The following is a 14293-nucleotide window of genomic DNA, read 5'->3' on the forward strand; positions in this document are numbered from 1 at the left end:
TGTCAACCGGCACAACAACAAGAGCTACGGCTTCAATTCGAGAAGAGCGCAGCCGTGGGGTGGGAGCGTGACGGTGAACTGTTCGGATCTGCCGGTTGTCCTCTCTGTCCAGAGTTCGCGGCTGCTGTAGCTGCTTCCTGGCAGGTTGTAGAAGGCGTAGGCATGCTTGATCGTCTTCTCCTGATCGCCAAGGTTGAAGAGGGCGAGGTAGCGGACGTTGCCTTTGCCGCTGGAGGTCCAGGCAAGGGCATCGCCTTCTACTGCGGCTTGTCTCTGGTCGTGGCCGAACTGGTTGACGTCAAGGATGTCGCGGTTGGTGAGGAGCTTGGTCGTCCACTCGTCAAGCTTGGTGAGGTTAGCTCCGAGGATCAGGGGAGAGCGAGCCATCGACCAGAGCGTGAGCAAGGTGCGCTGCTCGTCATGGGTGAGTCGCGAGTCGCGGGCTTCGCCCTCGCCGGGGATGGGGCCGAGGTAGCCAAGCGGGAGCATATCCGCGTCGGGCCACGTTTCCGGCTTGGCGTAGGCGGACCAGGCGGCCGCGAGCTCAAACTGTCCGTGTAGGCTGCGGGGGAAGGTCTTGGGATTCTTCCAGTAGTCCCAGAAATCGTCAGAGATCCGCCACATCTGGGCGTAGGGGATGAGTTCCTTGGCGATGCCGGGCGAGGTTGGCCCGGGGGAGAGGCTGAGGATGATGGGGCGGCCGGTCTTCACGATCGCGCGGTGAAGCATGCGGATCTCGGTGGGCTTATAAGGGTGGTCAGAGATGCAGTCGACCTTGAGGTAATCGATGCCCCAGCTTGCATATTGCTGAAGCAGCGAGTCGTACCAGGCCTGGCCGGCTGGAGTGTCGCGAACGCCCCAGTTGGTTGGATCCCAGGGGCAGGCGTCGGCGGTATCGGCTACGTCTTTGGCGGTGAAATGGCTTCCGGCTACGGGAAGGTTGCGATCTACCGACTCGCGTGGAATGCCGCGAACGATGTGGATGCCGAACTTTAGACCTTGCGCATGCACGAAGGCTCCGAGGGCTACGAAGCCAGTGTTCTCGTCGTGGTCGATGGCTGACGGAAAGCGCGACGGCACCGGGATGTAGCGGCCGTTGGCGTCGAGTTCAAACTGGAGCTTTTCGGGGGTGGGCCGGTCCTGCGGGTTCTTGAGGAACCAGCCCTCGTCGATGACGGCGTAGTTCCACCCGAAAGGCTTGAGGGTCTTGGCAAGCACGGCGACGTTTTCGCGGAACTGAGGCTCGGTTATCGTGAGACCGTAGGAGTCCCAGCTATTCCAGCCCATTGGTGGGCGGGCTGCCAAGCTGGAGGAGGAAGTCTGCGCGCTGCAGGGCTGCAGCATAGATGCGACGGTGAGCAAGCAGAGCAGGCGTAGAACGGGAAGGGAATGAACGCCATTTGAATTGCGCAAAGTTAAATCTCCTGTCGTTAGGGCCCAGCATACAAGTCTTCAGGGCAGGGAGAGACGGCAATAAGGCGGAAAGCCTTAGGAACGAGAGGCCACCGGTCTATGCACCAATCGTTCGAGTCCATTGCCCTTAAGGGGAATGGAAAGGACCAACGGTAGGAGAGAACCTTACTTATCACCGGGCCGTTAGAGCTCCGGAATAGAAAGAGGTATGCCATGCATAACCTTCTCATTGTGATTGCTTTCCTTGGAATGCTTTTGGCTCCCTGCATCGTCACTGCGTTCAATGGAGTGGAAAACGAAGAATAAACCCTTCGTGACCCGCTCCTGACGGGTCGCCCCTTTTCGCGGCCCTACGCCAAACCAGGCAGGGCCGCGTCCCATACCTCCCTGAACCATGGTTGGTACACGTTATCCACTGGTTTGTAAGAGACTTGGGCCTTTTCGTCTTGATCCGGACGGCGCTCCCCCGCATACTCCTTCTAGTGTGTGCGTACGCGGTGCCACCCAGACTAACGTGACCCGATACAGTCGCCAAGACGTCCTGAGAATTCTGCACTTGCCGACCCGCCAGCTTCAGGCATGGGAGCGAGTAGGTCTCATCCTTCCCAGACCACTCGATGAACAGTACACCTTCGAGGATCTCTCGCAGATGAGAACTCTGCGCGATCTCCAGGCTGCCACCCGCATTACCGTTAAAAGCATCCGCGCCTCGGTGGAGGCGATGCAGCAAGTGTCCGGAATGACCAACCCTCTGCTCGAAACGAGCATGGTTCACAGCGGGTCCCGGCTCGCCTTTCGCTACGCGGGCGCACTTGTCGATCCGATGACCCGGCAGCTCTCCTTCGACTTTGATTACGAGCCTGATCGCAAATTGCGGGTCGTTCGCACCCGAGGCCAGGCTTCGGCACCCCCGGGGGGATCCGCTGCGTTGCAGGACATGTTCCTGCGCGCGGTGCGGCTTGAAGAAGACATCGCCACGCGGGGTATGGCGATGCAGCTCTACCAGGACATTCTTGCGATCGACCCGCGCCATGCTCCCGCATGCATCAACCTGGGAACGATCTTTTACACGCTTCGCGATTTCGCGATGGCCGAAACGATGTACCGGCGCGCGACGCTTTCGGATCCTGATTACGCGTTGGCATTCTTCGACCTCGGCAACGTGCTCGATGAGTTGCAGCGGCTGCCCGAGGCCATCGATGCGTACCGGCGCGCCGTGATGCTCGTTCCGACATACGCCGATGCTCATTACAACTTGGCGTTGGCCTATGAACGCAGCGGAGAGCGCCGCCGGGCGCTGAGTCATTGGATGATCTATGCTCGCCTCGATCCGTCCGGTCCATGGGCGACGCACGCGAAGGGGCAGGCGAAGAAGATCCTCAGCATGGAACGGCTGTCCATCATTACCCGACACGGGACTCTCGTAGAAGAAACGGCATAGGACAACGACCACGCCTACCGGCCCACACATCGGGGTGCGGTGTGTGGTTTTGCTTGAGTGGACGGGGCGTGCCAGGTAATCGGAGAAGATGCTAGACTCGCGGGCTGAATGAGTATTCATTTTTGAGGACGGCCCGCATGGCAGAGTCGCTAAAAGCCCTCACGCAATTGAGTGAGGAGGAACTTTTCTTCCAGGATACGATTCGCCGCTTTGCTGTCGAAAAGATTGGTCCACTCGTCCGAGGGATGGACGAGGCTCAGAAGCTGGAGCCGGCTTTGATCCAGGAACTCTTCGATCTGGGCCTGATGGCGATCGAGGTGCCCGAGCGATACGGCGGTTCCGGTGGCAGCTTCTTCGATTGCATCCTTGCGATCGAGGCCCTCTCAACGACCGATCCTTCGGTTGCGGTCCTCGTGGATGTGCAGAACACGCTCTGCCTCAACGCTCTCTTGCGCTGGTGCAACGACTTGCAGAAGGCACAGTTTCTCCCTCGACTGGCGAAAGACGCTGTCGGTTCCTACGCGTTGAGCGAGGCGTCCTCTGGGTCGGACGCGTTTGCGCTCCAGACGCGGGCTACCCGGAGTGGAGACAACTACGTGCTCAATGGCCAGAAGCTATGGATCACGAATGCCCTGGAGTCGAGCGTGTTTCTCGTCTTTGCCACGCTCGACGCCTCCCTTGGCTACAAGGGCATTACGGCCTTCCTGGTGGAGAAGGGAGCCTCCGGCTTTACGCTCGGCAGGAAGGAAGAGAAGCTGGGGATTCGCGCGTCCAGCACAGCCGCCTTGCAGTTTGATGAATGCGTCATTCCTGCGGCGAACCTGGTGGGGGAGCCAGGCAAGGGCTACAAGATAGCCATCGAGACCTTGAATGAAGGCCGTATTGGGATTGCGGCGCAGATGGTTGGTCTCGCCCAGGGCGCATGGATGCACGCGGCTAAGTGGGCGAAGGAGCGACGGCAGTTCGGCAAGCCGATCGCCGAGTTCCAGGCGATTCAGTTCCAGCTGGCCGAGATGGCGACGGAGATCGAGGCCGCCAGGCTGCTGGTCTATAACGCCGCCCGTTTGAAGGATGCGGGAGCGGACTTTGCCAAGGAAGCCGCGATGGCGAAGTACTTCTGCTCGCAGGTAGCCGAACGCGTTTCGAGCCAGGCGGTCGAGATCTTTGGAGGATCGGGCTTTGTCCGCGACTACCCGGTCGAAAAACTCTACCGGGATGCCAAGATCGGAAAGATCTACGAAGGGACCTCGTTCATGCAGCTTGCAACGATCGCCAAGCTCACTCTCGGGAAGTTCTAGCCACGCCGCGCTTCCTTGAAGGTATGAAACACAGCGAAATCCGCGAATCTTCCGTCGTGGGAGCCGTTACACTGTTGGCAGGACCTCCTGCCGCATGACGCAGCCAACCACTTCTGCCACAGACTCTCCCGTGCGTCCCGCTCCACTGCCCTTTCTTGGGCTGGCCTGCGCGGTCGGGGTTTCGACGATCTACTATAACCAGCCTCTCCTGATAGAGATGCGGGAGAGCTATCACGCATCGGCTGGCCAAATTGGTTTTGTCACCGTGGCGACCCAGATCGGCTATGCGGTCGGACTTCTTTGCTTCGTCCCGCTAGGTGACGTGCTCGAACGTCGCGCGCTCATGATGAGGATGTATGGAGCGGTTGCGGTGGCGCTGTTGCTCGTCGCGGTAGCTCCGACCGTGATGTGGCTCCTGGTGGCCAGCGTTGTTGCGGGCATGCTGGCTTCGGTCACGCACATTGTTCTTCCGATTGCACCAGATCTCGTCGACCATAGTCAGCGGGGACGGGCTATCGGGATCGTTATGACCGGTCTTCTTCTAGGCATCCTGCTGGCCAGGACGTTCGCAGGTTGGGTGAGCCACGTTACCGGCTGGCGATACGTCTTTGTGATCGCCGCAGTGCTCAATCTCGCCTTCGTGCCGCTGCTCTATCGCTTCATGCCCAGTCTGCCGCCGCGACAGCCACTTCGCTACAGCGAAGCGATGCGGTCGCTCTGGACACTCGTACGCACCCAACCGCTTCTGCGGGAGTCGTGCGTCATCGGAGCCCTGGTCTTCGCGTCCTTTAGCTGCTTCTGGACGACGCTCGTCCTTCTGCTGGACAGCCACTACAGCCTCGGGGCGGGCGTTGCCGGGAGCTTCGGCGTCGTGGGAGCCGCTGGGGCGCTGGTCGCTCCGATCGCAGGGCGTCTCAGCGACAAGCGTGGAACACGTTGGGTCGTGACTGCCGGGATGAGCGTTCTTGCACTCTCCTACGTCTTCCTGTGGGTGGAAGAGAAGATCACTATGTCGACCGCGCTGCACGTTGCTGCCCTCGCCGTGGGAGTCATCGTGCTGGATATGGGGGCGCAAATGACCCAGGTGGCCAATCAGACCAGGATCTTCGGGCTCGTGCCTTCGGCACGGAGCCGCCTGAACACGGTCTACATGACCGTGTATTTCTCGGGTGCGGCGGCAGGGTCGGCACTTTCGACCATCGCGTGGGTCCACTTCAAGTGGAACGGCGTCTGCGCCCAGGCGCTTATCCTGATTGCCGTCGCCGGACTGTTCCACGCCTACGGGAGCCGGACCAAGCACCCCCGCCGGCCTCTCACGAGCGAGACGAGCGACGAGCCCCTGCATGCGTGACGTTGGATAGTAAGGCGATTCGGCGCGGCGATCCGGCTTCGCGATGACAAGCAGTGCGCCGTGCCTGTAGCAGAGTCAGGGAGAGAGCGGCTAGGTGAGCTCGATTTGCACTGTATTTTCATTTGCGAACCTGCATGGAGCGTGCCAGACTATGCCTGCATTTCGACCGACGGTTGAGGTGCTGAAGAGTCCCAAGTCTTATCAGAGCATTCCTGGGAGTTAAACATGTACATACGGGTTCTCGTTGCTGTGGCAGTTATCTTCGCGTGTCTGATGCCGGCTCGTGCCGAAACGACCTACAACCTTATCTTCACTGGTAGCTCGGGAAGCGAGATAGGTTCCGGAACGCTTGTTCTGAACGAGACGCCACCATCCGGGAACTCGACGTTCTATGAAGCAACTGACCCTGAACACGCCGGGTACACCATCACGAGTTTTAGCGCGACCGTAGATAGCTATACTTTCGATCTATCAAATGAATCCGCGCTCACATCGGCTACGTTCAGCAATGGTGCGTTGAAGGACCTCGAATATCAGAGTTTTCCGGGCCCTTCTGTCGGCTCAGGTTTTGAAGTCTTCTTCAGTACTTATGGAAACAACTTCAGCATCGGGAACACTCTTGCGCCGTATCCGAATGACAGCGGTACGTTCACGGCTACCCCCGCTGCCGTACCATTCTGCAAACTGAGCGCCGCCCTTGAGGCGATCGTAGATACTCATAGAACCGACAGCCTCATCCTCGAAGCGACGTTCTCCCCGGGTCCCGGTGGCATCATCGATCCGTCCACCCAGCGGGTCTCGATCGCAGCTGGCACATTCCATGTAACCATTCCGGCCGGGTCCTTTCAAGCGAGCCGCGTTGGCTATCTTTACAAGGGATCGATTGACGGAGTGAGTATTGAATTCGTCCTTCGGGAACTTAGTCCCCCGAGTGCGAATACCTGCTCGACTGACACCTATACCCTCATCGGCACCGCACGCGGAGCCGACCTTAGCCCCCTGACTAATCCGATCACTGTTGCAATCAGCATCGGCGAGAACACAGGAACGGAAAAGGTTGAGGCGCTTCTTCAACCCTGACCCACCAAAAGCTAAAATTTGGCTTTGGTAGAAGAAGAGATGCGCGGAGTTCGCGAGTCCTCCGCGGCCCCTCTGCGGCTGTAAGCTGCGTCTATTAAGGGGGCGACCTCTCTCTTTGCTGCAGATGGCATCTATGAAGAGATGCGGCTAACGAACCAGGGAGAGACGGGTAAATGCTTGAAGGGACCCGACTCGGCGCATTAAGAGCAACAAGTATCGCGTCTGCGAATGCGTTGGTCGCATTCGATCAGGTCTGTTTACAACCTGTACGCCAAGCTGTAGGATGGCAGCCGCCTATGCGATGGGTGCATGCAAGCATCACCCTCGTCTGCACAGGAGGAGCTTCGCTCTGCACTCGCTGCGGGCGTCGCGATTAGCTGAGGTTATCCGATCAACCGAACACGCTCGCAACGAAGCGCGCCGAGGAGTTTCGCCATGTTCGATAGGAAAGGTCCTTCAGAGTTTCTAAGGCTTGGAGTAACAATCGGCGTCTGCATGGTTGTTCCTTTTCCAAGGGCAATGGCTTCAGCCCCTCTTCCGACCAGTACGCTCCTCCTCGTGGAAGCAAACGGAGCCGACGTGACCCGGGTTCCCCGCAAAACAGCAGTCCAGTTAGTGGCTCAGGTCCAGAGTCCTACTGCGGCTCTTACCACCGGGCGGGTGCGCTTTTGCGATGCGTCGCTATCTGTGTGCAACGATCTTCATCAACTAGGAGTTGCCCAACTGACAAGCTCCGGAGCGGCTACTTTGACCATCGTTCCGGGGATTGGGGTGCGATCTTACCGGGCGGAGTTCCTCGGAATAGCAAAGGAGTATCAATCGAGCCTTTCCTCCGCGCAGACTTTGACGGTAACTGGGAAGTTTCCTACGACAACGACGCTTGCCGCGACCGGAAATCCGGGTGACTACACGCTGAATGCAACGGTCGTTGGCAGCGGCTCAACGGCGTCTCTGAGCGGCACCGTAACCTTTACCGACCTCGGTGCGAACAATGAAAGCCTTGGAAGCAGCGCAATCGGCAGCAGCACGCCCGGTCTATCGCTGGCAGTCGCTTCTGGCAGCACAAACCTTCCAGCTCCATCCGCGCTTGGAGATTTCAACGGTGATGGAATTCCTGACCTTGCAGGTGCGGAATCGACGGACAGTATAGCGATCCTACTGGGTGATGGTGCCGGCGGTTTCCTGGCAACCAGAACCAGCATCCCGGTCGGCTACAACGTCGGTCAGTTCGCTGTGGGAGATTTCAACGGCGATGGCTTCCAGGATATTGCAGCGGTCAGTTACACCGACGCAAAGTTAGTTATTGTTCTAGGGAAGGGCGATGGGACCTTTCAATCACCCATGGTATTGCCCGGTGCGCTCTATGCAAACACGATTGTCGTCGGCGACTTCAACCGAGACGGTATTGCAGACCTGGCAACGACGAACAACGGTGTCAGCGCGGTGACGCTTTATATCGGTCGTGGTGACGGAACTTTTAACAAGAAGTCCACGCCCCTTGCTGGCGCCTCTGTGAACATGGCGCTCGCTGACTTTAATGGTGATGGTATCGAGGATATTGCGGCGATCGAGGCCAGTTCAGTCGAGGTTCTGTTGGGTAATGCGAATGGGACGTTTACCAGTGCCTCAAACACCGCAGTCGGCGCCGATCCATTTCAGGTGATTGCAGGCGACTTCAACAACGACGGAGTGCCCGATCTCGCAACAGTCAGTCCAACTGAATACTCCGTGTCTATTCTTCTTGGACAGGGGAGCGGTGCATTTACAGCATCTCCCGACATTGCATTCGACTCCAGTACGCAGCCATATGCCATCGCCTTGACGGACTTGAATCAGGACGAAATTGAAGATATTGCTGTCGCGACGGCATCCAGCGTCGAAGGTCAAGCCTATGCGAGCGTCTTGTTCGGAACCGGGCAAGGGACATTCGTTTCGACAGACCTTCCGATTCCCGGCCGCATCTTTGAGGGCGCGTCTGAGTACTTCATTTTGAGCGCCGATATGAATGGCGACGGTAACCCAGATCTGATTCTTGGACCGGGCGTGCTGCTCGATAAGGTAACAGAGACGGCACAAGCATCGCTGAGCGGGGTTTCTATTAGCGGCTCAGGAACGCACTCTGTTCAAGCGGCAAGCGCATTGTCGTCCCCGTATAACTCAAGCACCTCGGGAACCCTTGGACTACAGGCGCAATAGTGCTGAGGAGCCATGCTCCCTGCGGGCTACATGACATTGTGTTTGAGTCTAGGCGAACCGGTTCGCATTCCAATCGTCACGAGGCGTGATAGCCGGGTGATGCGGAACCTAGTCTTCTGAAGGTTTTAGAAATCTGATTTGGACTGGCCGGGATCAAATGTTCTCAGCCAGTCCGCATCATTTTGGAGCGCGAGGCATCTACGCCTCTGGTTTGCGTTCTGGTGGGGTCTCCTTCGGAGGGGCGGGATGCGGAGCCGTCTTAGGGGCTGGCGGCCTAGGTGCAGCTTTTGGAGCGGGCTTTGATACTGGAGCAGTTTGGGGCCGTGGAGCCGGTTCAGTTCCTGGGCGTGGGGACTGCTCTGCAGGTCTTGCTCCTGGGAGTGGCTTTACAGGTGTTGCTTGGCCTGGCCGGGTAGCAGGAGCTTGGGCCGGTTTAGCCTCTGGGGCCGGGTGAACTGCAGCGGGAGGGTTGGAGGTCTTGGCCGCAGGCTGGGGCGAGCCGGTCTTTGGTCCCGCAGTCGCTGGACGGGACGGCGCGGCTACGTACGGTTTCACGCCCGGCGCGGCTTTGGCTGCAACCGCACTGTGCTGTAACTCCGCCACGCTCGCGACGGGCTTGGCAACGGCTGCGTGAGCAGGAACTCCGTGATTTGCGGAGGCGAAGTTCGACTTATCTTGCTTGGCCACCTGCTCATGCTGCTGCTGGGAGGCGGTGGGTTGGATGTGCGGCAGCGAAGCAAAGGCTTGCTGCTGCTGGGTTGGCCTCGCGGTCACTCCATTTGGTCCGCCGTTGAAGCTCGTGTGATTGTTGTTGACGATGGTGGTGTTGTTGATCACGGTTGTGTTGACATAGGTGTTGCGAATGACAGTGGTGTTTACGCTGACTGCGGCTGTGTTGTACGCAAAGTTTCCACCTCGCCATTCGCCTCCGGCGAAGCCTCCTCCGCCATAGCCGAAGCCATAGTTGACACCCCCATAGAAGCCGACCTGGGTTCCCCAATAACCATTGTGAAAGGCGTAATTCCCGTCGTCGCCATAGCCCCAGTAGCCTGGGGTCCAAAGGTACCCGGGTTGCGGTGCCTGCACCCAGGTTCCGGGAACCCAATAGTAGTCCCCGATACCATCCCAGGCCCAGTAGCCGGGCGTCCACATGTAGTTTGGTTGAGGACAAGGAGGTTGGACGTAGACAGGCAACGCGGGCGGACCGATGTTGATGCTGATACCGATGGAAAATTGTGCGAAAGACATCGCAGGCGTTGCGGCAAGGGATCCCCCCAGGAGGGCTAATCTGAATAGCTGTTTGCGTAGAGTTTTCATATAAAGCTTCCTATCTTCCACATTGTTTGGGTATCTTTTGGATCCGGCTCCTGCAATCTGGCTGACCAGACAAAATCAAATATTATCCGCGCCCCGGATAGCGGCACGGCGAGTCTACCGGGAGAGACTGGAGGTCTTTTTCGAATGAAACTAGCCGCATCGAGGTGACCAGTCAGCTTGTCTCCGCTTATTGGTTGAGTCCAAGAATCTCCATGCCCGCAAGCCAAGCAACCTTTTCGTTCAACAGAGAATCTAGACGAAAAGCACCACAGGTTTGAGACTCACCGCACGGATAGTGGTGGGTCTCTTTTTTTCCCGCTTGCTCTTCGTCTTTAGATAGAACCCGTTACCGCTGAAGAGTTGCTGCGGCTCGTGCGAGGTCTTTCGTATTTCTTTTGCAGTCTGGAAGGGGCATGGGGCGATGCTTTCGAGTCGACTGAGCTGCCCGGGTTCATCTGCTGTCGCCAATGACTCGAGCTGCTCAACCCATTTCTTATGGAGGCCGTCAGGATGTCCCCGTACTGACCGGGACGTCAAGGGACCATAAAATGGTAGGCGAGGCAGGGATCGAACCTGCAACCCCCAGCTTAGAAGGCTGGTGCTCTATCCGATTGAGCTACTCGCCCGTACAGGCTTGCACTCGTGATTGTAGCGGCTCCGGACCGGCCGGAACAGCGTTCTTGCTATCCGGCGGTTAGATCGCGGCTCCGCAGAAGCGACACGATCGCTTCGAGGGCCGCCGCCCAGTGTTCTGTCGCTGTGTCCAGATCGGGCCCGAGTGCGCGGACGTAGATGCTTACCGAAAACCCTTCCTGCGGCCCGGATAGATCCACGAAGGCTGGACGCACAATGCAATCGAGTGCGGCATAGGGATGATCGAGGGGAGCCGCGAGTCGCGTGAGACGGTGCAGTTGCTGACCCTGCTGATGAAACGATGCGAAGATTGTCCGCTCGCGCCATAACAGGTCGATGTAACTTCCAAACCCGGCGCGTGTCTCGACGGCATCGAGGGCGGGAAGATCGAGGTTTAGTTGCAGGTGTTCAAGTTCCTCGGCTTCTAAAGCCCACACATCGGATTTTGCCGAGAAGACGGGCGAGCGCGGCGCGTTGAGCGCACGCAGTGCCTGCATCAGCGCGGGGTACTGCTCCGCTTCGGGAAGATGGTCAAAGTCATAGGGATTTTGTCGCAGATCCACAAAGGCCGCGCTCCCGTCCGGATCCTGCCAGGGCACTACAAGGACAGGGTCGTCGGCGGTACATTCAGCGGACCATTCGGCAAGCATCTCTCGATTATCGCAGGATGTGTCCGTCCGCGGACATAGCGCTAGCGCACGATGCTGTGCAGGAATCGAAGCAGCGTGGTCTCGGCCCAGTATCCGTCGTCGCCCGCAGAGGGATCGGGCTCAGCCAGAAATGCGCAATGGCCGCCATGCTGCGGCTCGACCATGAGGATGTGCGGGTTTGCGGTGATCTTCCGTCGCGTCTCGGGCGTGATGTGGACGAAGGGATCGTCGTCCGCGTGCAGGATGAGTGTGGGAATGGCAATACGGTCGACGACGCGAGCTGCTGCCGCACGGAAATAATAATCATTTGCCCCGGAGAAACCTGAGTAGAAGGCTGTCACCTTATCGTCGAATTCCCTAAGCGACGATAGACCTTCAGCCTTCGCGGGATCGAACGCCTTGGGAAACAAGACGGCCTTCTTCCGAAACCGCCGCGTCAGAGCTTTCAGGAAGCGTCTCTCGTACAACCGGTTTGTTGGGCGATGGAGCATGTCGGCCGACGGCCCGAGGTCGACAGCCGGGGACACTCCCACAGAGGCTCGCAACTGCTTTGGACCCTCTGATCCAAGCTCTCCTACGAGCTTGAGCACCAGGTTTCCACCCATGGAATAACCGACGAGCGCGATATGCTCGAGCCTCTCCCGGCTAAGAAAAAAGTGCATCACAGCCCGCACATCGCCTGAGAGTCCAGAGTGGTAGAGCGTGGGCGACAGATGCTCGGTTCCTCCGCAGTTCCGCATGTTCATGCGAATTACGTTCATCCCCGCAGCCCAGAGCTTGTTGGCGTTTCCGACGACATATTGCGAGTTCGAAGAGCCCTCAAGACCATGAAGCAGGATGACCGTCAGGCGATCCGCTCGCACCTCCGAAGGCTGCCAGTGGCAGTGACAGAGGACCTGGGTCGCAATTTGCGAGGCGCTTCCAGGCGCGACCTCTACGAGCTGTGCTTCAGGCGCAGGTAGCCGGTCTTCGCGCGGCAGGAAATTTCCGACAATCGTTTGCAGGTGACCGTTGCTCAAGAATCGGCGAGGCGCGAACGGCCGGACGGAGAAGGGTGCGGAATCTTCGACGGAACGTGTTGCGGTACTGTCGCTCGCCTGCATCAGTGAGTCGTATCCATCTCTGCCGCCGCCTTGAGAAAAGTAGTGGCGTTCCACGCGCCGGACGGGTCATCCTCGTGTTTGAAATAGGCGTAGACTTCGCGTGTCTTTGCGAGGTCGCTGAGCTTTTGGGCGAACGCTTCGACCTCAGCCTCCGAGTAGCCACCGGTTCGTCTCAGACGGAAGCATGCGAGGCCGTCGGCGGGATGCACTTCGGGCGAGGCGAGATCGTCGCTCTCCGCGACGCACAGGGCCGCTTTGCTTGCGTGCAGCCGTTCGTAGACGGAATCGACGAACCACGATTCGTGCCGAAACTCGAACGCAATCGATGGCCTGCCTGCAGCCTGCAGGATCGGGATGTTCAGGAAGGCTTCCAGACGATCGAGGTCCATCTTGAGGTTGGGAGGGAGTTGGAAGAGTAGGAGTCCAAGCTTTCCAGCTTGTCTGACTGGCTCGAGCACGCGGATGAACTGTTCCACTGCCGCATCACACTTTTGCAGTCGGCTGAAGTGCGTGATCTGCTGGGGCGCCTTGAAGCTGAAGCGGAAGTTCGCGGGCGTCGCGGCAAGCCAGCCCTCGAGCATGGTCGCCGTCGGGAACGCACGGAAGGTGTAATTCACTTCAACGGAGTTCAACCGCGAGGCGTAGAAGGGAAGGAACCGCTTGGCCGCGAGACCGGCTGGATAGAATCCCGGCTTCCACGTGGGATAAGCCCAGCCCGAGGTTCCGGCGAAGACATTGGTTGGAGAGGGAGCCAGCGGAAGCGGCTCGTCTATCTTGGTCTTCGGGGCCATGGCTCGATCTATTCAGTTGATGGAGGAAGGAATTTTTGGGGCGGCTAGTGGGTTTCGAACCCACGACATCCGCTGCCACAGAGCGGCGTTCTGCCACTGAACTATAGCCGCCACAATAGTCAAATTATAGCATTCCGCCTCCGCGAAGCGCATCGTATGGGTAGATGCAGGCGATAAAGAGGCTGTCAATGGACACAACCGTCAAACCTGAAATCCTGTCTCCGCGTAGCCGGCGTGGCGGGAGTATCGCCAGCGATGAACACCTCGACCTGCTTTCGCACCTTCTCGACGACTATTTTCGGGTTCCGGGTACGAGCATCCGGTTCGGCCTGGATGGCATTGTCGGCTTCATCCCCGGCATTGGCGATATCCTGGGCGGCCTTGCATCGTGCATTATCATCATCGCCGCATGGCTCCGTGGCGTCTCTTACGTCACGATCACGCGGATGGTGATGAATGTCGGTATCGAGTCGCTGGTAGGAGCCGTGCCGGTGCTTGGGAATCTCTTCGACATCGGCTGGAAGGCGAATCGGCGAAATTATGCGCTACTGACAGGCAGCCTCCAGAGCCCCCGAGCGCAGAGGCAGAAGAGTTGGCTCTTCCTCGCCGCGCTTTGCCTCACATTGGCGCTTCTCCTATCCATTCCGACCGTATTTCTAGGCTGGCTTCTCGTCCATCTTTTCAGCGCGTTTGGAAGGGATCTGCATCAGTTCACGCCAAGTCGCTGAGCCACATTGCGAGCTGGTGAGCTAAAATGAATCTGAGTCGGGGCGTAGCGCAGCCTGGTAGCGCATCTGCTTTGGGAGCAGAGGGTCGGGAGTTCGAATCTCTCCGCCCCGACCATTTCATCTACCGACATTTGAGATCAACGAAAAGGGGGACTGCCTGAAGCGCAGTCCCCCCTTTTCTTGTTCTAGAAACGACCCGATCTCGTGGAGCCGATGAGCGGAGTTGAACCGCTGACCTACTGATTACGAATCAGTTGCTCTACCAACTGAGCTACATCGGCCTGCCTTATGC

General features: G+C 58.5%; 11 protein-coding genes and 4 tRNA genes. 7 read left to right on the forward strand and 8 right to left on the reverse strand.

Annotated elements, in window-relative coordinates; translation table 11 throughout:
- Positions 1-24: 24 nt before the first annotated feature.
- Positions 25-1305 (reverse strand): glycoside hydrolase family 27 protein, encoded by a 1281-nt coding sequence (locus tag GRAN_RS21745; protein ID WP_241655074.1) that lies wholly within the window; start codon positions 1303-1305, stop codon positions 25-27.
- Positions 1306-1927: 622 nt separating this feature from the next.
- Here GRAN_RS21745 and GRAN_RS21750 point away from each other — a divergent pair.
- From GRAN_RS21750 to GRAN_RS21770, 5 genes are all read left to right on the forward strand, one after another.
- The gene (locus tag GRAN_RS21750; RefSeq protein ID WP_128915186.1) at positions 1928-2854 is read left to right on the forward strand and encodes a tetratricopeptide repeat protein; all 927 of its coding nucleotides are present in this window, start codon (positions 1928-1930) and stop codon (positions 2852-2854) included.
- A gap of 137 nt (positions 2855-2991) precedes the next feature.
- Entirely contained in the window at positions 2992-4152 is a 1161-nt protein-coding gene (locus GRAN_RS21755; RefSeq protein ID WP_128915187.1) for an acyl-CoA dehydrogenase, read from the forward strand.
- A gap of 94 nt (positions 4153-4246) precedes the next feature.
- Positions 4247-5503, forward strand: coding sequence for an MFS transporter (locus GRAN_RS21760; protein ID WP_128915188.1), 1257 nt, complete (start codon positions 4247-4249; stop codon positions 5501-5503).
- Between the two features lie 225 nt (positions 5504-5728).
- Entirely contained in the window at positions 5729-6583 is an 855-nt protein-coding gene (locus GRAN_RS21765) for a hypothetical protein (RefSeq protein ID WP_128915189.1), read from the forward strand.
- A gap of 747 nt (positions 6584-7330) precedes the next feature.
- A complete protein-coding gene (locus GRAN_RS21770) occupies positions 7331-8779 on the forward strand; it encodes an FG-GAP repeat domain-containing protein (protein ID WP_338323465.1) in 1449 nt (482 codons plus the stop codon).
- A 198-nt stretch (positions 8780-8977) separates the two neighbouring features.
- Here the strand turns inward: GRAN_RS21770 and GRAN_RS25935 are convergent, their stop codons facing one another.
- The 6 genes from GRAN_RS25935 to GRAN_RS21800 all read right to left on the reverse strand — a co-directional run bounded on the left by GRAN_RS25935 (position 8978) and on the right by GRAN_RS21800 (position 13384).
- Positions 8978-10027, reverse strand: coding sequence for a YXWGXW repeat-containing protein (locus tag GRAN_RS25935; RefSeq protein ID WP_241655076.1), 1050 nt, complete (start codon positions 10025-10027; stop codon positions 8978-8980).
- A gap of 618 nt (positions 10028-10645) precedes the next feature.
- Positions 10646-10722, reverse strand: a tRNA-Arg gene (locus GRAN_RS21780).
- A gap of 57 nt (positions 10723-10779) precedes the next feature.
- Entirely contained in the window at positions 10780-11379 is a 600-nt protein-coding gene (locus GRAN_RS21785; protein ID WP_128915191.1) for a hypothetical protein, read from the reverse strand.
- Positions 11380-11420: 41 nt separating this feature from the next.
- The gene (locus GRAN_RS21790; RefSeq protein ID WP_128915192.1) at positions 11421-12482 is read right to left on the reverse strand and encodes a YheT family hydrolase; all 1062 of its coding nucleotides are present in this window, start codon (positions 12480-12482) and stop codon (positions 11421-11423) included.
- Positions 12482-13273, reverse strand: a complete 792-nt coding sequence (locus GRAN_RS21795) for a DUF72 domain-containing protein (RefSeq protein WP_128915193.1) — start codon at positions 13271-13273, stop codon at positions 12482-12484. Before GRAN_RS21795 ends, GRAN_RS21790 begins: the two co-directional genes overlap by 1 nt.
- 36 nt (positions 13274-13309) lie before the next feature.
- Positions 13310-13384, reverse strand: a tRNA-His gene (locus GRAN_RS21800).
- Between the two features lie 77 nt (positions 13385-13461).
- Here GRAN_RS21800 and GRAN_RS21805 point away from each other — a divergent pair.
- Together GRAN_RS21805 and GRAN_RS21810 are read left to right on the forward strand one after the other, a co-directional pair.
- Complete coding sequence (locus GRAN_RS21805) at positions 13462-14001, forward strand: DUF4112 domain-containing protein (RefSeq protein ID WP_128915194.1); 540 nt, start codon at positions 13462-13464, stop codon at positions 13999-14001.
- A gap of 38 nt (positions 14002-14039) precedes the next feature.
- Positions 14040-14116, forward strand: a tRNA-Pro gene (locus GRAN_RS21810).
- A gap of 90 nt (positions 14117-14206) precedes the next feature.
- Here GRAN_RS21810 and GRAN_RS21815 read toward each other — a convergent pair.
- Positions 14207-14282: transfer RNA gene (locus tag GRAN_RS21815), tRNA-Thr, on the reverse strand.
- Between the last annotated feature and the right edge of the window lie 11 nt (positions 14283-14293).

The sequence above is a fragment of the Granulicella sibirica genome (genome assembly GCF_004115155.1).
Taxonomy (GTDB): domain Bacteria; phylum Acidobacteriota; class Terriglobia; order Terriglobales; family Acidobacteriaceae; genus Edaphobacter; species Edaphobacter sibiricus.